This window comes from Legionella saoudiensis, from assembly GCF_001465875.1.
GTDB classification, from domain to species: domain Bacteria; phylum Pseudomonadota; class Gammaproteobacteria; order Legionellales; family Legionellaceae; genus Legionella; species Legionella saoudiensis.
This window is the reverse complement of record NZ_LN901321.1, coordinates 174206-191742: the sequence shown is the minus strand read 5'-3', so window position 1 is coordinate 191742 and position 17537 is coordinate 174206. Positions and strand designations below refer to the sequence as shown.

The following is a 17537-nucleotide window of genomic DNA, read 5'->3' as shown; positions in this document are numbered from 1 at the left end:
TAAAAATCCTTGATTTTGATTTATGAAAAACAAACTATCTTAAGGTTGGATAATCAATATACCCTTTTTCATCACCACCATAAAAAGTGGCGCGATCCCCTTGATTAAGTGGCGCGTTCAGGCGAAAACGCTCGACTAAATCAGGATTTGCAATAAAATCTTTACCAAACGCCACCAAATCAGCATAACCCGAAGCAATAGCCTCAATGGCTAATTCCCGGGTATAACCATTATTTACCATCCAAGGGCCATGAAACTCATCGCGTAAGGCATGAAAATCAAATCCCAAGAAGTCACGCGAGATTCCAGTGGTTCCTTCAATAACATGAATATAAGCTAAATTTAAACGATTTAATTCACGCACCAAAGGAAAATAAACCGACTGGGGTGACGTTTCTGTAATTCCATTCATAGAGCCTACAGGCGATAAGCGGATTGCGGTGCGATGACTACCAATTTCACTCGCCACCGCCTCCATAACCTCTAATGGAAAACGTAAGCGATTCGCAACGGAACCTCCATAACTATCCGTACGCTGATTTGCACCATCCGACAAAAACTGCTGGAGGAGGTAACCATTTGCCCCATGCACCTCAACTCCATCAAAGCCAGCCTCCATTGCATTACGTGCCGCCTTACGATAATCCTCAATAATTAACGGCAGCTCCTCTAATTTTAAGGCTCTTGGCTGTCCAATATCCGTAAACATACCGGTTTCTATAAAGGTTTTTTGTCCTACGGGGGTTAATGCAGAAGGAGCAACAGGTTCATTCCCTCCAGGTTGTAAACTGGGATGTGAAATGCGCCCTACATGCCACAATTGGGCATAAATAGTTCCGCCTTGCTCATGCACTGCCTCAGTGACTAGTTTCCATCCAGCAACTTGCTTGGGAGAATAAATTCCTGGAGTCCAAGCATAGCCTTTCGCCGTTGGTGAAATTTGAGTGGCTTCGGAAATAATTAGACCGGCTGATGCGCGTTGCTCATAATATTCAGCATTTAATGCATGCGGTGCATCACTGCCATGCAAAGCACGATTTCGCGTTAACGGAGCCATAACCAGACGATTTTTTAATTGATGTCCTCTTAGGTCAAAGGGGGTAAATAGAATAGATGCATCAGTATTCATGATTATATCCTTATAATAGGGGCCAATTATCCTGCTGCTAGCATAACGAACTTAAGATTCAAATTATAGCATCTAAGGTCACGCCATACTCCTGGCAATCCTGTAAAAATTCATTACTGGAAAAATAATTCATTTCGATATTACGCGTAGCAGCAATAACATCAGGTTCATTACAAGGCTCACCGGGATGACACATAATTAAGGTTGGAGCGGATATAGAATCCAACCAGCTGCGAAATAAATTGCGATAATCAGTATGCGCTGCAAAGTCATAGATCCCTGAAAAATATGCATTATGAGGAATTTCCGCCTTAGCTAAAGCTGCACGCAAAGCCCTACCCCCAGTCACTGCCAAAATTTTTGCTTTCAACCGATACTGTCTCACATCAACTGTAGGATAAGTTGAACGAATCGATGCCCCCTGCTGCCTTAATTGCTCTTCATAAAGATCCACAATAACTTTGCGTATACGTGGAAATTGATGCACATGTTGATGGCCATCAACAAAATCAGGAAGTCGCCCCATCACCTGTACAAATTGTGCCAATTGCTGCTTAAATTCCTGGGCAATAAAAGATAGTTTGATGGAAGCCAGATGGGTCTTAATAAGTAATTCATTAAGCGAAAAACATGGACGATTAGGCATAGACAAGAAGCAGCCTTCGGTTAAATTAAAATGTAAGCCAATCTGTACTCGACCTTGTAACGCCAATAACTCTTCAGCATAGCTAGGAAATGCGGGCATGTTTACCATACAGCTTACTGCAGACAAACGCCCCAATTGTGCTAATTTTAGAATACCTTGGGATACTCCAGAATTTAACCCGAAATCATCGGCGCAGAGCCTTATGCTTTTTAATTCGCTCACAGCCATACCTATTTTTCTAAAATAGCCTATGATAACGCATCCCAATAAGAAAATCAGGCCGCTTCCGCATCCACACTGACAGGTGTTTTTACTGCAAAGAATCGAGAACCTAAAATATTGATGCACAAACCGCTAATCACCAATAGTCCTGCAACCAATTTCCACATATAAAATGGCTCACCCAAAAAGAACACTGAACTTACCATGGCAACTACTGGAACTAACAAAGTAAATGGAGCCACCATACCAACCGGGTAACGAGCCATTAACCAATTCCATAAACCATAGCCAACCCAGGTTGACGCAAAGACAATGTAAAGTACCGCTCCTGCACCTTTCCAAGTTAAATGAGCAAAGGTATAGGTAAAATTGGTAATACCTTCCACCATTAAAGAAATCAAAAACATGGGAATACAAGCGACAAAACTGCCCCAAACAATAAGTGAGATCATGCTAACATGCTCGGTCTTAATTTGTTTGGTAATTAAATTGCCAATACCCCAAGTCGCAGCCGCTGCCAAAATAAATATAAAGCCAATTAAAGAAATATCATGGTCAAAGTGCATGGCAACTAACGCAATACCGGAAAATGAAACCAAAGCGCCTATGATTTGCCCGATGTTGGGTTGCTCTCCCAAGAAGAAGATTGCAAAAAACATACTAAAGAAAACTTGTACCTGAATGAGAATTGACGCAATTCCTGCAGGCATACCAAAGCTCATACCAATAAAGAGCAAGGCAAATTGCAAAGCAAACATTACCAGACCATACAAAGCCACCATTTTGAAAGATTTCTTTGGTAGTTTAACAAAAAAAATAGCGGGAACACTCGCAACAAGAAAGCGCAGGGCACAGAGCAGCAAAGGGGAGATCTCGGTAAGCCCGATGCTGACAAAGAGGAAGTTTAATCCCCAGACAAAAACGACAATCAGCGCTAATATAAGATGAGAAAATGGCATGTTTAGGCACAACGAATCAAAATCTTATTTTAGCAAAAAACCTGTAACAAAGCTAGATACAAAGTTTAATTTTTAAACACCAATTTGTGTAAAAAATGAGAAAATTCAGCATTGAAAATGCCTAAATGGATTCACCAACTTAGATGCTCAGTTGATGTAGGCTGGGCTGAAAAGCCCAGCATGGAAGCCACCCCTGGGAGTTTTGCTGCGGCAGCACAGCCTACGCTTTTTCCACCATTAGATAATGTTTTACGAGCCAGTAAAGTTATGCCTCTTCCTTAAGCGCCTTTTCCACTACCCTAATTAAGCGTGGGGCGTCAGGAGAAGTAGTTGAATAAAAATAATCAACCAGTTCGCCTTTGCGATTAATCACATACTTATGGAAGTTCCATTTCGGTGCAGTGCCAAAGCCTAATTTCTGTTTAGCCCATAAGTAAAAGGGATGCGCTTGTTTTCCTGAAACTACTTCTTTCGCAGCCATTGGAAAAGAAACACCATAATTAACCTGGCAAAAATTAGCGATTTCTTCTGCTGCACCTGGCTCTTGGCTACCAAAGTCATTAGAGGGCACGCCCAAAATCACAAAACCTTTATCTTTATACTCTTCATAAAGCTTCTCTAAGCGTGCGTATTGAGGAGTAAAGCCGCATTTCGATGCGGTATTCACAACCATTACCACCTTACCGCGAAACATTTCTAAAGGTAATTCTTTGTCTCCAATAAGTGTATGAAACGAATAATCATAAGCATTATCATGAAGATTAGGTGTATCCGCTGATGTTGTAGTGTTCATAAGAAAACATCCTAGTATTAAAATGAAAAACCTCATTAATGATCCCTAAAGGGGCCTCGTCTTGCACATTATATACCTAAACTATAAAAAAATTCAGTTCCGCTTTGTAAATGATCAGGTTAAACTCACAATAAAATCAAATACCTTTAAAACTTGTAATTATGACCATTCAAATAAACGAACTGGTTCTAGCCACCAGCAATCAAGGGAAAATTAATGAGTTAAACGCCCTTTTGGCGCCTATTCACTGTGTATCACAAACAACCTTAGGCATAAACGACGCCATAGAAGATGGTTTAAGCTTTATCGAAAATGCGCTCATAAAAGCCCGTCATGCCAGCTTTTATGCTCAAAAACCAGCGCTTGCAGATGATTCCGGATTGGTGGTTCCTGCTTTAAATGGAGAGCCTGGAATTTATTCTTCTCGATATGCAGGCAACAATGCTACTGATAAAGAAAATATCGACTTATTATTAAAAAACATGGCACATTTACATGGAGAGCAACGCCAAGCCTATTTTTATTGTGCCATAGCTTTTGTAATGCATGCGAAAGACCCTACTCCGGTGATTGCCACGGGTATTTTTAAAGGAACAATCCATGCTAACGCGCTCGGTGAGGGCGGTTTTGGTTATGACCCCATCTTTTATGTGCCAGAATACCAATGCACAGCAGCCCAGTTACCTGCTAAACTTAAAAATAATATTAGTCATCGCGCACAAGCATTACAACAATTGCGCCTACTTATCCAGAATTAATCATGAACGCAGAAATAGAAGGACTCTTTGCTCAAGCTTATAAGCTCCAACATGAGGGGAAGTTACCCGCTGCTATTTGTATTTATGAGCAAATACTGACTAAAAACCCGCAGCATTTAAATACGCTACTCTTTTTGGGGCTGGCCTATGCTCAGTCCGGCGATATGCATAATGCGATTCTTTATTTGTCCCAAGCACATGCCTTAAATCCAGAGGATGCTACAGTATTGAATAATTTGGCAAATGCTTATAAAAAAATACACCAATTGGACAAAGCCGTTGACTATTATTTGCAAGCCATTGAATTAAGCCCTGATTATGCTCAAGCTCATAATAATCTGGCAACCATTTATGCCTTACAAAATAATTACCCCAAAGCATTGCAACATTATACTAAAGCCGTTCATGCGGAGCCTGATTTCAGTGCAGCACATTTTAATTTAGGTTTACTCTTGTTACAAAACAATCAATTAGAGGCGGCAAAAGTTCAATTTAATAATGTCATTACCTTAACTCCTGACCACATGGAAGCCCATTTTTATTTAGGGATTTTACACCTGGAAAATAATGCCCTTGATGAAGCAGAACAGGCGTTTCAATCGGTTTTAGAGCAAGACAATGAGCAAATACAAGCCCTTACTAATCTGGGCGTGGTAGCTCTAAAAAGAGAGCGTAATCAATTAGCTGTCGACTACTTTAGTAAGGCACTCGCCCTAGATAATGATAATATTGATGCCCGTAATAATTTAGCAGCAACCTTTATGCATCATGACCGCTTTGAAAATGCCCTTATGCATTATGATGTGTTGCTGCAAAAAGATCCTGATAATATTGAATATCTTTACAACTCCGGCGTGGCTCAAATGGCCCTAGGGCATTTAAATGAAGCCATTATCTTTTTTGAGCACATTCTGCGTTTAGATAAGAGCCATACTGCCTCCTTAAATAATTTATCCGCAATTTATCTGCGTATGGGGCAACGTGAAACATCGCGTGAGTATTTGCGTCAAGCTTTAGTTATAAATCCCGATGATAGAGTAAGCAGTTACATGCTGCATGCAATTGAAGGCAACTCCACCGCAGAAACAACACCTGAGTATTCCCACAATTTATTTAATAATTATGCTCTTTATTATGACCAACACATGCAAGGTACTTTGAATTATTCAATCCCCCAGCATATTACACGGATTATTTACCGACTCGAGCTGCCTGAAAATACTCAAACACTGGACTTAGGCTGTGGCACTGGTTTGACAGGCGTAGTGCTTCGCGAATTAAGCAAACGTCTAACCGGAGTAGATATCGCCCCCAAAATGTTGGCACAAGCCAAAGAAAAACATATTTATGACGAATTAATTGAATCAGAACTTATTGAGTTTTTTAACACTAATCAAAACCATTATGACTTGATTGTCGCCGCCGACGTTCTCCCCTATTTTGGTGAGTTAGATACGTTGATGCATGCGGTACAGCAGCATTTAACCCCTGAAGGTTATTTTATTTTTACTACTGAAATTAGTGTAAAAGACCCCTGGTTTTTGCAAAGCAGCGCTCGTTTTAGCCACAACCCAGATTACGTAAAAAAACTGGTGGAGCAAAATCACTTGCAATTAATTCAAAATGAAAAAATCCCTGCACGCATTCAAAATCAGCAGCAGTTAGAAGTAATGTTGTATGTGGTACAGCGCCAAACAATACCATCCAAACATTCTGAGGGATCTTCTGAATGACATAAGCGTTAAAATGGAAGTTTTAAATGCGGGTTTACTCGCTGTATCTCGTTTTTAAATAATTGCTTTATCTGCTCCAATGCAGCCAAATCAACCGCTTCAAAACGGGCAGTCAAACTCGGAGAAGTATTTGAGGCACGCAATAATCCCCACCCCATAGGAAACTCTACCCGCAATCCATCAATTGCAACAATTTTTGCCCCAGTAAATTCTGCCTGTACGGCAAAGCGTTGCATGAACAAAAATTTTTCTTCTTCCGCAATATGAATTTTGAGTTCCGGCGTATTGACACTATTAGGAATTAAAGCAAATTGCTCACTTACTCTAAGATCGGAAGCACTAATAATTTCCAATAATCGGCATGCGCTGTATAAAGCATCATCAAATCCATACCAACGGTCTTTAAAGAACAAATGCCCGCTCATTTCGCCGGCAAAAATAGCCCCCTCTTCGCGCATCCTTTGCTTCACAATGGAATGGCCCGTGGGACACATTTTAGCCACGCCATTAGCAGCTTTAATTTCTGCCCCTAGATGAGCAGAACATTTAACATCAAACACAATGGTGGCACCAGGATGATTGGCAAGAAGCGCACGTGCGTAAAACATCATTAAGCGATCAGGCCAAATTATTTCGCCTGCATTCGTGACTAAACCTAGGCGGTCAGCATCCCCATCAAAGGCTAGGCCTAAATCGGCTTGATGCTGTGCAATTGCTGTTTGCAAATCCACCAAATTTTCGGCAATACTGGGATCTGGGTGATGATTGGGAAAATGCCCATCAACCTCACAATGCAAAGGGATGACATCACAACCTAAATCTCTTAGCACCTTAGGAATGACTGGCCCGGAAACGCCATTTCCACAATCAACCACAACCTTTAATGGACGTTTAATCTGGATGTCGCTTTTTACCCGTTGCATGTATTTGGGTAACATATCGACAACTGATTCTTTACCCTGCCCATGCACTCGCTTTTGTTCAGCTATTAAATGATACAAAATATCAATATCTTCTTGGACCAACGTTTTGCCTGCCAAGACCATTTTGATGCCATTATAATCTGCAGGATTATGGCTTGCAGTCACCATCAAGCCACAATCAATTCCTTGAGTATGTGTTGCATAATACATTACAGGAGTGGCAACCATACCAAGCTCAATCACATCGATGCCACTTTCAAGTAAACCCTGTTTCAGCGCTAAAGCCAAAGCAGCACTTGTTAATCGCCCATCACGTCCTAAAAAAATCTGTTGACGTTGCAAGGCATGCAAACGACAGGCGATGGCCAAACCAATGCTGTAAAAAGCATGCTCATCCAATTCTTGACCAATAATACCTCTTATATCATAAGCCCGAAAAACAGAACGAGAAATTGGCCGTTTCTGGTAACGCATTAATGTCTCCCAGAGCTGCCAAAGCCACCTTCACCGCGAGCACTTTCGGTAAATTCATTAACAAGTTCAAATGCAGCTTGTACAACGGGAATAAATACCAACTGGGCAATGCGCTCACCTGGATTAATGGTGAAATGCTCACTGCTACGATTCCAGCAGGAAATCTTTAATTCTCCTTGATAATCTGAATCAATTAAGCCAACCAGATTACCTAAAACAATACCATTTTTATGGCCTAAACCAGAACGTGGTAAAATCACCGCGGCCAATTTCGGATCGCCAATATAAATAGAAATCCCCGTAGGCAGTAAAACAGTTTCTTGAGGGGCAATTTGCATTGGCTCATTAATACATACACGTAAATCCAGGCCTGCCGAGCCATCAGTTGCATAAGTAGGTAAAGGGATGCTCTGCCCAATACGTGAATCCAGAATTTTCAGTTGAATTGCTTGCATTATCATTATTCCTAAATCGTAATGTCGTATTATATTCAGGCGCCATTGTGCAGAGATGCGGCAAGAATTGCAATAATTTGGCCTGCTAATCGTGTTTTATGGGTTAAAGGCAAAGCAATTTGTTTGCTTGGTGTGATGACCGTCACCTGGTTTACTTCGCTTTCAAAACCAAGTCCTTTCCCTACGGAATTAGCCACAATCATATTCAATTTCTTTCGCTTTAGTTTATCTTGAGCATAGTGGATTAAATCGGTGGTTTCCGCAGCAAATCCCATAACAAAAGAGGCTTTACCTGTTTCAACTACCGAACTTAAAATATCGGGGTTTTTCGTTAATGTTAAACTTAACTCGGAATGCTCGGTTTTCTTTACTTTTTCTGTTGCTGGGGATTGAATATGATAATCAGCTACTGCAGCAGTAGCAATAAAAATACTGCCTTCCTGTAATTCATGCATGACCACATCCAGCATTTCTTGGGCTGATTCAACTTTTAACCGTTTAATTCCAGCAGATGCAGTCAACTCACAAGGTCCGCTTACTAAAGTGACTTGTGCCCCTGCCATTGCTGCAGCTTCAGCCATCGCATATCCCATTTTACCGGAGCTGTAGTTACTAATATAACGCACGGGATCTATAGATTCACGTGTAGGGCCTGCCGTAATGAGCACTTTCTTTCCAGATAATGATTGTTTCACTCCATGCAAACGCAAGGCACTGATAATTTGCTCAGACTCACTAACTCGACCTAAACCAAACTCGCCACAGGCTTGTGAGCCCTCTTCAGGCCCTACCAGAATGACTCCGCGACTTTCTAATAACTTACAATTGCTCTGAGTTGCAGGATGCGACCACATACTGTGATTCATAGCTGGACAAACAAAAACTGGTACTTCGGCAACCAGGTATAAAGTGGATAATAAATCATCGGCAATCCCATGAGCCATTTTTGCCATAAAATTGGCGGAGGCTGGAGCAATAACCAGATGATCAGCCCAGCGCGCCAATTCAATATGCCCCATAGCGCGTTCAGCCTGGGCATCAAACAAATCAGTACGCGCCTCATTACCCGATAATGCTTGCATCAGTAATGGGGTTACGAATTGTTGCGCGGATGCGGTCATAACTACCTTAACCTCAGCCCCTAGACGGGTTAAGTCACGGACTAAGTAAGCTGATTTATAAGCCGCTACCCCGCCACAAATGCCTAAAATAATTTTTTTACCTGTGAAATCTTGCATGGCTTACCGTTTTGAAAAAAATAATGCTGATCAAAACATAAACCATGCAATAAAGAAATACCAAATGATTAAAAGCTATTGCTCACTAGTTAGGTTATTGCACGCACACAGCGGACACCATAAGCCGCATCTTTATTACCTAAGTCTTGATATTGACCATTCATAGAGAAAAACTGATCAAAGGCACCACGGTACTGAGGAGAAACAGAATATTCGGTAGAACTCCAATAAGCACCATACATTAGTGATAAATTACTGTAATCAAATAGGCTATATTGCATGTTCTGCAAAATTCCTGGGGTATCACCGCAGGTTGACCCGGAGCCATCAGCTGTTCTATAGCCCATTTCACAGATTGCCGGTAGATACCAATCACTATAACCATCAATAAAGCCCATACAAAGACCCGCAGCATAGGTTGATGTGGCTAAAGGAGGAACGAGATTGCTAAACGTCGAGACAATAATATAGGTATCTCCTGGCATAGGTGTTGCTACATTGGCACCATTACTATTACTAAGAGCCCCTGTGACAATGCAACTTTGATCCGTATCATTGCAACTACTACTGGAATCCCAAACTATTGGCGAGCCTTGAGCATCCTCCAAAGCCGCAACTTTGCCACCGACACTTTGAGTTGTTGGCGTTGAATCATCAAAAGCAAAAACATAACCTGATTGGTAAACACTGCCGTAGGTTAAAATACTAAGGTTTGCTCTGGCTGTGCTTCCATTACTTGAGACAGCAGTTAATACAATGGGGGTAGCAGAAGTATCTCCAACGGCAGCACTTGGAGTAGCTCCCGGAGTAATCGTTAACACACAAGCGCTTTTAGGTAGAATATTTCCACAGCTTGATGGGCCGATAGTTGAACCAATAGGTAAGTTTCTGGATAAATTATAAGTTACATCCGTGGCAGTAATTGTGCCAGTATTCCTAATAGCAAGTGTTCGTTGATGTCCTGAGCTTGGCGTTCCAACAATTCCCTGCTCAGTAAGGCCGGTGACACTTAGTGCCATATTGCTGATGCTAAATTCTAAAACCGCTTGTCCTGGTGCCCCTGTGCTTTGTAGCACCATTTCATCCGGACGCCCTGGACGATAACATTGATTAAGATTCCCCTGATTGCACACAATAGGTCCTCCGCGAACACCACCTGCGGGTAATTTGCTTCCATCCACATTGATACTTAAAATACATGATTGCTGCGGTGCCAAAGTAAAAAGAGGAGCACAATATTCTACTCCACTGCTATCTTGGCTTGCGCCAACAACAGGTTTCATTTTTAGAGTGTGGGTACGAGTTGCCTGATTAGTAATTCGATATTGAATAATCGAAGAACCATTCGTTGGAACCATAACGTTGATGGCAGTTAAGGGGGTAAAGGTCCATACTGGAATACCGGCATGCGCGAAATTTATCGGTAAGACCATGCCAACACTAGCTAATAACCGAGTTAAATTAAGTTTAATTCTCATAAACATACGTCCTTACTCAATAGTCTAAACTCATCCATGCTCTGCTCTGAAAATAATTTTTTCAAATAAACCTACATTAAGCTACTAGAAAATCAGACCGGCAGAAAGGGATTTTCGATAAATTTCAAACATTAAGATTAAATCTTAAAGGAAAAATATTGCATGTTTATTTATTTTTGATAAAAATAGCCGAGCAAAACTCGCATAAAGGAATACATAATGACGTTTGTCCAAACAACGCGGCAGTTAAATCTGCGTGAACGCTTACTTACCAATGGGGTACACAGCCTTTCCGATACCGAATTATTAGCTATATTCATCAGTTCTGGCAGTGGGAAGCGCTCCTGTCTACAATTAGCCACGGACTTACTTAAGCATTTGGGGGATTTACGTGGGATACTCAATGCCAATCAACAACATTTTCAGCAAGTTCCAGGACTTGGGGAGGTACGCTTTGCTCAATTACAAGCAGTTAAAGAAATTTGCCGGCGTAGTGATTTTATTCAGTTACAAAAGGAAAGCCAAATTACCAACAGCAAACAAACCTATGCTTATTTAAAGAAAAGATTACGTGATTATAAAAATGAAACCTTTGCCGCCATTTTTTTGGATAACCAACATCGCATTATTGCTTATGAGGAGCTTTTTTCAGGAACTATTAATACAGCCACTATTCATCCACGTCCTATAGTTGAGCGGGTATTGCAGCTTAATGCTGCAGCGCTTATCCTGGCGCATAATCATCCATCCGGTGTATCAGATGCCAGTCAGCAGGATATTGCCGCCACAGAGCGCATTCGAGATGCACTTGAGTTGGTGGATGCACGTTTATTGGATCATATTGTTATTGGGGATAATGAAGTGTATTCGATTATGGCAGAGAGTAAGTGGATTTGTAATTGATATCGCCTAAAGTCATCACGAACGCAGTGAGAGGCTTCCTGCACCTGGCTCAATGCTTGGGCAATGCGCTCCGGAGTATACATTTTAGGTCCTCTTACTCTGGAATTCCATGTTTTTATCTAATACACTGAGGATAAAATATTACTTACAAGAGCATAAATCATGTCATTTGATAATAAATTAATAGCCGATTACACCGAGTTAATTAACGATGAACTCGACAATATTGCTGTTAATACGATGGAGGAGTATGGCCTAATAAGCACTGCCCTCCAAAGACTTCTTCCTCCTGCATCCGGCATTTGGGGCTTTTTTCTTTACTATTTGAACAAGCTTCTATTTCCTGCCCCACCTCCCACACCGCTTCCTAAGCACATCGAAGAGCGAGTTTCGATGGTTAAATATTATCTAGAATCTCCTGAAGATTATGTCGCCTTGCCTGAGAATTATGCGGAGTATCAACAAATCTTAGTGCGGCGTATTAAAGCCAAAATTGCAGAATTTGAATCTTTTGATTCCATTCAAAGGGAAAATTATATAAAAAATTTGGCCGCTAAAAGATACGCTATGAATCCAAGCCTGCAGCTACTTGAGCCCAAATTATCTTTTGATTCCCCACATGATGGGAAAGAGTTTGAATTTGATATCTGCGAGGATGGTTCTGAACCAGAGCATCATGGATATATTTTTGAGGAGGAAGAACCCCTGTCTCATTTTCAGATTAATATGGATGGAAGTTTAAATTGTGAAGGGACGCGACGGTGGGGGCTTTGAACAGGGTAATATTGTAGACGGTTGGGTCAAGACCCAACCTACCGCCTCAAGCCCGAGCGAAATCAAAAGAAATAATCTGTTCCAACCGCGGTTTACTTAACGCCAAAGCCAATAGGCGGTCCACGCCTAAAGCAACTCCACTACATGTTGGTAATCCGTGCTCCAAAGCTTGAATGAGGTATTGATCCGCCTGAACTTCCGCGAGCCCCTTCTCTTGGCGAATCTGCTGGTCCAAAGCAAAACGTTTTGCCTGAGCCGCAGCATCGGTCAACTCATGAAAACCATTCGCTAATTCCACGCCTTGATAATACACTTCAAAGCGTTCCGCCACTCCATTATTAACTTTTGCCAAGGATGCTTGTGATGCAGGAAAATCATAAACCGCAACAGGAGCATTTTCCTTTCCCAAAAACGGTTCTACCACATGACTCATGAGTAAGAATAAATATTGATCCCGATCCAGTTCCTCAGGCGGCAATACATTATCCAAGCCATAACGCGCTAATACCTGGCGCAATAGCTCGATAGATGCCGTTAATGGATCGAGCGCACAAGCCTCTTCAAAAGCTTGCTGGTACGTCTTTTTGAGCATTGATGGTGAATGCATTATCGTTTGTAAAAATAAATCCATTTCATCCATTAATGCATGATGATCAATGCCTAACTGATACCATTCCAGTAAGGTGAATTCTGGATTATGCCAACGCCCTAATTCATCATCACGAAAAACTCGAGCCAGCTGAAAAATGGGACCACTGCCTGCAGCAAGCAAGCGTTTCATGTGGTACTCGGGAGAGGTTTGTAGATGGTAGGTTTCTCCACGAAATAGCGCTTTGATATTACTTAAATAAACATCCGTTGTGCCGTAACGTGCCATGGCAGGTGTTTCTACCTCAAGATAGCCACGAGTATTAAAAAAATCCCGTATTTTAGTGACAAGCTGCGCACGTTGCCGCAAGGACTCTATAGAGGCTGAAGGCTGCCACATTTTAATAAAAAATCCCTAATTCAAGTCGTGCCGCCTCGGTCATACGCTCTTGAGTCCAAGGTGGTTCCCAGACCAACTCAACGGTGCAATCACGAACCCCTTCGACCTGATTTACCGCTTGTTCCACTGTTCCTGGGAACGTTTGCGCGACTGGGCAGCCGGGCGTGGTTAGCGTCATTTGCACAGCTACATGTGCCTCTTCGTCAATAGATACATCATAGATAAGTCCTAAGTCATAAATATTAACTGGAATCTCAGGATCATAGACACCTTTGAGGGCAGTAATTACCGCCTCTTTCATTGTTTCAGGATCTGGTTTTTTCTTTAAGCCAAACATATAGGTACCTGTTTTATTCAGTTTTCACGACATTACTGTCTTTATTCAATGCCGCTTCCAGGGTATGCCAAGCCAAAGTGGCGCATTTTACACGCGCAGGATACGCTTTAACTCCAGCTAATACCGTGAGTTTATCCATTATCCGTAATTGTCCATCTTCATTTTGCGTCAGCATATGATGAAAACGGTGAAAAAGTTCATGAGCTTCTTCCACTGTTTTTCCTTTGATGGTATCCGTCATCAACGAAGCAGAGGCTTGTGAAATCGCACAACCACAGCCTAAAAAGCTTAACTCGGAAATTTTATTCTTATCTAATTTCACATAAACCGTTAATTTGTCGCCACATAAAGGATTAAACCCATTGGCTTGAGTAGTTGCATCATCCATCGCATAATGATGGCGAGGATTGCGATTATGATCAATAATGATTTCCTGATACAACTCACGCAAATCAGCACTCATGCAAATACCTCTTTAACTTGGTTTAATGCTTCGATACAGCGGTCAATCTCTTCTTTGGTATTATAAAACGAAAGCGAGATACGTGATGTTGCGGCAACCCCATAGAAATCCATTAAAGGCATGGCACAATGATGGCCGCTGCGTAAAGCAACGCCCCTGCTGTCCATGATGGTACCAATATCATGCGCATGAATGCTTTCATGGATAAAAGAAACCACCGGTACTTTCTGCTTGGCGGTACCAATAATTCTAAAACCACCTAAAGATTGAATTCCTGCCGTTGCATATTCAAGCAATTCTTTTTCATAAGCCGCAATGGTTTCAAGATCCAAAGACCATAAATAATCTATAGCAGCTCCCAAACCGATTGCGCCAGCAATGTTAGGGGTTCCTGCCTCAAACTTTTGTGGTAAGGGTGCATATTCAGTGGAGTCGAAGGTGACGTAATTAATCATTTCGCCGCCCCCTTGATAAGGAGACATTTCATCTAAAAGGGACTCTTTACCCCATAATACGCCAATACCTGTTGGACCATACATTTTATGCCCGGAGAATGCGTAAAAATCACAGCCTAGAGCCTGCACGTCAACCGGTAAATGCGCTGTGGCCTGAGCGCCATCTAATAAAACAGGCACTCCATACTCATGGGCCATGTCAATCATTTTTTTAACTGGATTAATGGTGCCTAAGGCATTGGAAACATAATTTAGCGAAACAAAGCGTGTTTTCTCGTTTAATTTTTTGGCGAACTCATCCAGGATAATTTCACCCTCTTGAGTAATAGGTGCTACTTGCAACTTGGCACCTGCCTTTTTGCAAATCATTTGCCATGGAACAATATTTGAATGATGCTCCATATGGGTAATTAATACCTCATCCCCGGGGAGTAAACGCGGAGCCACATAACTTTGTGCCACTAAATTAATCGCCTCTGTAGTGCCGCGAACAAAAATGCATTCACGTGCTGAACGGGCATTAATAAAGTGCTTGACCCTTGAGCGAGCTACCTCATAAAGATCGGTGGCCCGAACACTTAAAGTATGCACACCACGATGCACGTTGGAATTATCCAATTCATAATAACGTTGAATGGCATCAATAACCGCCTTTGGTTTTTGCGTGGTTGCCGCATTATCAAAATAAACCAAATCATAGTCATTAATCTTCTGATGCAAAATCGGAAAGTCTTTGCGAATTGCATTGATATTTAACGTGTCAACTAATGAGTCAATCGTGTCCATGTGCTTACCCCAGTTGTTGTATTAATAAATGGCCCATAACTTCCGCCAATTTAGCCTGCGGGATGAGCCGCAAATTATCTTGAGCAAAAGCATGTATTAGATAATGAGATGCTTCCACACGGCCTATTCCACGCGTTGCTAAATAGAACAGTGCCTCTTCATCCAATTGCCCAACTGTTGCACCATGTGAACACTGTACATCATCGGCAAAAATCTCTAACTGCGGCTTGGTATCTACTTCCGCATTAGCCGTAAGTAATAAGTTTTTATTTTGTTGTTTGGCATTGGTATGCTGTGCATCTTTCGCCACAATCACCTTGCCGTTAAATACCGCGCGTGCGCGGCCAGTTAAAATCCCTTTGTAATCTTGATCACTAGTACAGTTTGGTACCAAATGATGTACCGTTGTGTGGTGATCCACATGTTGGCCTTCGGCTGGCGCATAAATCCCATTCATTAAGCAGTGCGCTTTTTCTTCTTGCAAATACAGACTTAAATCAGAGCGTACACACTTACCACCTAAACTTAATGAATGGTTGGCAAAATCGCTACCTGCTCCTTGCTTCACTGAAACATGGCCTAAGTGATACGCCATTTTACTTTCGCGTTGAAGCTTATAATGCGTAAGCTTAGCATTGGCACTTAGAAAAACTTCCGTAACCACGTTAGTTAAATAACTAGTGCCCTCCAGGCCTTGATAGTCTTCAATAATCGATGCTTGGCTGTCTGCTTCGACAATAATCAAATGTCGTAAATGCACTGCCTGGTTAGCCTGGTCTTGAACATGGGTTAAAGCAATCGGCTCGTCCACACAAACGCCTTTGGGGATATAAATAAACACCCCACAATGAATCATGGCAGTATTTAAGAAATGAAAACCATGTTCTTCATTTAAACTATGACCCAAATGCGCTTGTACCAACTCCGCATGGCTGGTTAATGCGCTTGCCAAAGGCAAAATCAAAACACCCGCAGGCATTGCTTGCGTAACTTGCTCTATTCCAGAAATTAACCCATTGTGGATAAGTACTTGCTGCGCTACGGGTAAATCGGAAACTTGCGGGCTAGCCGCAACTGCATCACGATTATAGGGCGTAAAAGACTGTTTTAATAAAGCATCAACATTGGTGTACTTCCACTCTTCGTCATGACGAGTAGGAAAACCTCGGCGGTTTAGATTCGTTAATGCTTTTGTTTGCAACTGCGCAAGCCAAGGAGTCGTTGATAAACTGACTGCGGCCTGTTGCTGATAAAAATCCAGAATCTCATTCATCACTACACCGTTTCCTCAAGCCAGCTATACCCTTTTTTCTCTAGTTCGAGCGCTAGGGTTTTATCACCTGACATAATAATTCGCCCATTCACCAATACGTGAATAAAATCAGGCTCAATGTAATCCAGTAAGCGTTGATAATGCGTCACTAAAACAATGGAACGCTCTGGTGAACGCATGGCGTTTACCCCATGAGAAATAATGCGTAATGCATCAATATCCAAACCTGAATCCGTTTCATCAAGAATAGCTAATTTGGGCTCTAACGCCGCCATCTGCAGGATTTCATTGCGTTTTTTCTCGCCACCTGAGAAGCCTTCATTGATGCTGCGGTATAAAAAGCTTTCATCCATATCCAATAATTCACATTTTTCACGAATGAAGCTTAAAAATTCAATTGCGTCTAAAGGATTTTTACCCTGACCTTTACGGACTGCATTAACCGAAGCCTTAAGAAAATTAATGTTGGTTACCCCAGGAATTTCTACTGGATATTGGAACGATAGAAAAATGCCTGCGCGTGCACGTTCCTCAGGAGACAAAGGCGCCAAATCATTACCTAAATAAATCATTTCGCCACTGGTTACCTGATACGAAGGATGCCCTGCTAAAACTTTAGATAAGGTACTTTTTCCTGAACCATTAGGGCCCATAATGGCGTGAACTTCGCCGGGATTAACATTGAGGTTAATGCCTTTTAAAATCGACTGCTCGTTCACTTCAACATTTAATTCATTAATTTTTAACATA

19 protein-coding genes are annotated in these 17537 nt (G+C 41.7%); 5 read left to right on the top strand and 14 right to left on the bottom strand.

The features are described from left to right. Positions 1-34: 34 nt before the first annotated feature. From BN3124_RS03225 to BN3124_RS03215, 3 genes are read right to left on the bottom strand one after another with little or no spacing between them, the layout of a single operon-like run. Positions 35-1129 carry an alkene reductase gene (locus BN3124_RS03225; RefSeq protein WP_058533432.1) on the bottom strand — a complete coding sequence of 365 codons (1095 nt, stop codon included), beginning with the start codon at positions 1127-1129 and terminating at the stop codon, positions 35-37. Between the two features lie 58 nt (positions 1130-1187). Then, positions 1188-1997 (bottom strand): ChbG/HpnK family deacetylase, encoded by an 810-nt coding sequence (locus BN3124_RS03220; protein ID WP_058533654.1) that lies wholly within the window; start codon positions 1995-1997, stop codon positions 1188-1190. 53 nt (positions 1998-2050) lie between these two features. Then, complete coding sequence (locus BN3124_RS03215) at positions 2051-2956, bottom strand: EamA family transporter (protein WP_058533431.1); 906 nt, start codon at positions 2954-2956, stop codon at positions 2051-2053. 117 nt (positions 2957-3073) lie between these two features. Here BN3124_RS03215 and BN3124_RS17060 point away from each other — a divergent pair, with 117 nt between their 5' ends. Next, positions 3074-3238: a hypothetical protein gene (locus tag BN3124_RS17060; RefSeq protein WP_155522659.1), complete on the top strand. Its 165-nt coding sequence runs from the start codon at positions 3074-3076 to the stop codon at positions 3236-3238. Here BN3124_RS17060 and BN3124_RS03210 read toward each other — a convergent pair. Next, the gene (locus tag BN3124_RS03210; protein ID WP_058533430.1) at positions 3222-3749 is read right to left on the bottom strand and encodes a glutathione peroxidase; all 528 of its coding nucleotides are present in this window, start codon (positions 3747-3749) and stop codon (positions 3222-3224) included. The genes BN3124_RS17060 and BN3124_RS03210 overlap by 17 nt on opposite strands. Before the next feature lie 173 nt (positions 3750-3922). Between BN3124_RS03210 and rdgB the strand changes: the two genes are divergently transcribed. Both rdgB and BN3124_RS03200 read left to right on the top strand, forming a co-directional pair. After that, on the top strand, positions 3923-4507 hold the full coding sequence (rdgB, locus tag BN3124_RS03205; protein ID WP_058533653.1) for an RdgB/HAM1 family non-canonical purine NTP pyrophosphatase: 585 nt from the start codon (positions 3923-3925) through the stop codon (positions 4505-4507). Between the two features lie 2 nt (positions 4508-4509). After that, positions 4510-6240 carry a tetratricopeptide repeat protein gene (locus tag BN3124_RS03200; protein ID WP_058533429.1) on the top strand — a complete coding sequence of 577 codons (1731 nt, stop codon included), beginning with the start codon at positions 4510-4512 and terminating at the stop codon, positions 6238-6240. Positions 6241-6248: 8 nt separating this feature from the next. On the opposite strand, the gene BN3124_RS03195 is transcribed toward BN3124_RS03200, so the two are convergent. The 4 genes from BN3124_RS03195 to BN3124_RS03180 all read right to left on the bottom strand — a co-directional run bounded on the left by BN3124_RS03195 (position 6249) and on the right by BN3124_RS03180 (position 10808). After that, a complete protein-coding gene (locus BN3124_RS03195; RefSeq protein WP_058533428.1) occupies positions 6249-7637 on the bottom strand; it encodes a phosphomannomutase/phosphoglucomutase in 1389 nt (462 codons plus the stop codon). Continuing rightward, the gene (gene dut, locus BN3124_RS03190; RefSeq protein WP_078061472.1) at positions 7637-8095 is read right to left on the bottom strand and encodes a dUTP diphosphatase; all 459 of its coding nucleotides are present in this window, start codon (positions 8093-8095) and stop codon (positions 7637-7639) included. Before dut ends, BN3124_RS03195 begins: the two co-directional genes overlap by 1 nt. A gap of 32 nt (positions 8096-8127) precedes the next feature. Then, entirely contained in the window at positions 8128-9330 is a 1203-nt protein-coding gene (gene coaBC, locus BN3124_RS03185) for a bifunctional phosphopantothenoylcysteine decarboxylase/phosphopantothenate--cysteine ligase CoaBC (protein ID WP_058533426.1), read from the bottom strand. An 89-nt stretch (positions 9331-9419) separates the two neighbouring features. Further along, complete coding sequence (locus BN3124_RS03180) at positions 9420-10808, bottom strand: Lcl C-terminal domain-containing protein (RefSeq protein WP_058533425.1); 1389 nt, start codon at positions 10806-10808, stop codon at positions 9420-9422. Between the two features lie 219 nt (positions 10809-11027). Between BN3124_RS03180 and radC the strand changes: the two genes are divergently transcribed. Beyond that, the gene (gene radC, locus BN3124_RS03175) at positions 11028-11711 is read left to right on the top strand and encodes a RadC family protein (RefSeq protein WP_058533424.1); all 684 of its coding nucleotides are present in this window, start codon (positions 11028-11030) and stop codon (positions 11709-11711) included. Between the two features lie 162 nt (positions 11712-11873). Continuing rightward, positions 11874-12485: a hypothetical protein gene (locus tag BN3124_RS03170; RefSeq protein ID WP_058533423.1), complete on the top strand. Its 612-nt coding sequence runs from the start codon at positions 11874-11876 to the stop codon at positions 12483-12485. Between the two features lie 46 nt (positions 12486-12531). Here the strand turns inward: BN3124_RS03170 and epmA are convergent, their stop codons facing one another. From epmA to sufC, 6 genes are read right to left on the bottom strand one after another with little or no spacing between them, the layout of a single operon-like run. Beyond that, a complete protein-coding gene (gene epmA / locus BN3124_RS03165; protein ID WP_058533422.1) occupies positions 12532-13473 on the bottom strand; it encodes an elongation factor P--(R)-beta-lysine ligase in 942 nt (313 codons plus the stop codon). A 1-nt stretch (position 13474) separates the two neighbouring features. Beyond that, positions 13475-13810 (bottom strand): SUF system Fe-S cluster assembly protein, encoded by a 336-nt coding sequence (locus BN3124_RS03160; protein ID WP_058533421.1) that lies wholly within the window; start codon positions 13808-13810, stop codon positions 13475-13477. A gap of 13 nt (positions 13811-13823) precedes the next feature. Further along, positions 13824-14273, bottom strand: a complete 450-nt coding sequence (gene sufU, locus BN3124_RS03155; protein WP_058533420.1) for a Fe-S cluster assembly sulfur transfer protein SufU — start codon at positions 14271-14273, stop codon at positions 13824-13826. Next, positions 14270-15514: a cysteine desulfurase gene (locus BN3124_RS03150; RefSeq protein ID WP_058533419.1), complete on the bottom strand. Its 1245-nt coding sequence runs from the start codon at positions 15512-15514 to the stop codon at positions 14270-14272. The genes sufU and BN3124_RS03150 overlap by 4 nt, the downstream gene beginning before the upstream one ends. Before the next feature lie 4 nt (positions 15515-15518). Continuing rightward, positions 15519-16787, bottom strand: coding sequence for a Fe-S cluster assembly protein SufD (sufD, locus tag BN3124_RS03145; RefSeq protein ID WP_058533418.1), 1269 nt, complete (start codon positions 16785-16787; stop codon positions 15519-15521). Positions 16788-16789: 2 nt separating this feature from the next. Beyond that, positions 16790-17536 carry a Fe-S cluster assembly ATPase SufC gene (sufC, locus tag BN3124_RS03140; RefSeq protein ID WP_058533417.1) on the bottom strand — a complete coding sequence of 249 codons (747 nt, stop codon included), beginning with the start codon at positions 17534-17536 and terminating at the stop codon, positions 16790-16792. Position 17537: the final 1 nt, after the last annotated feature.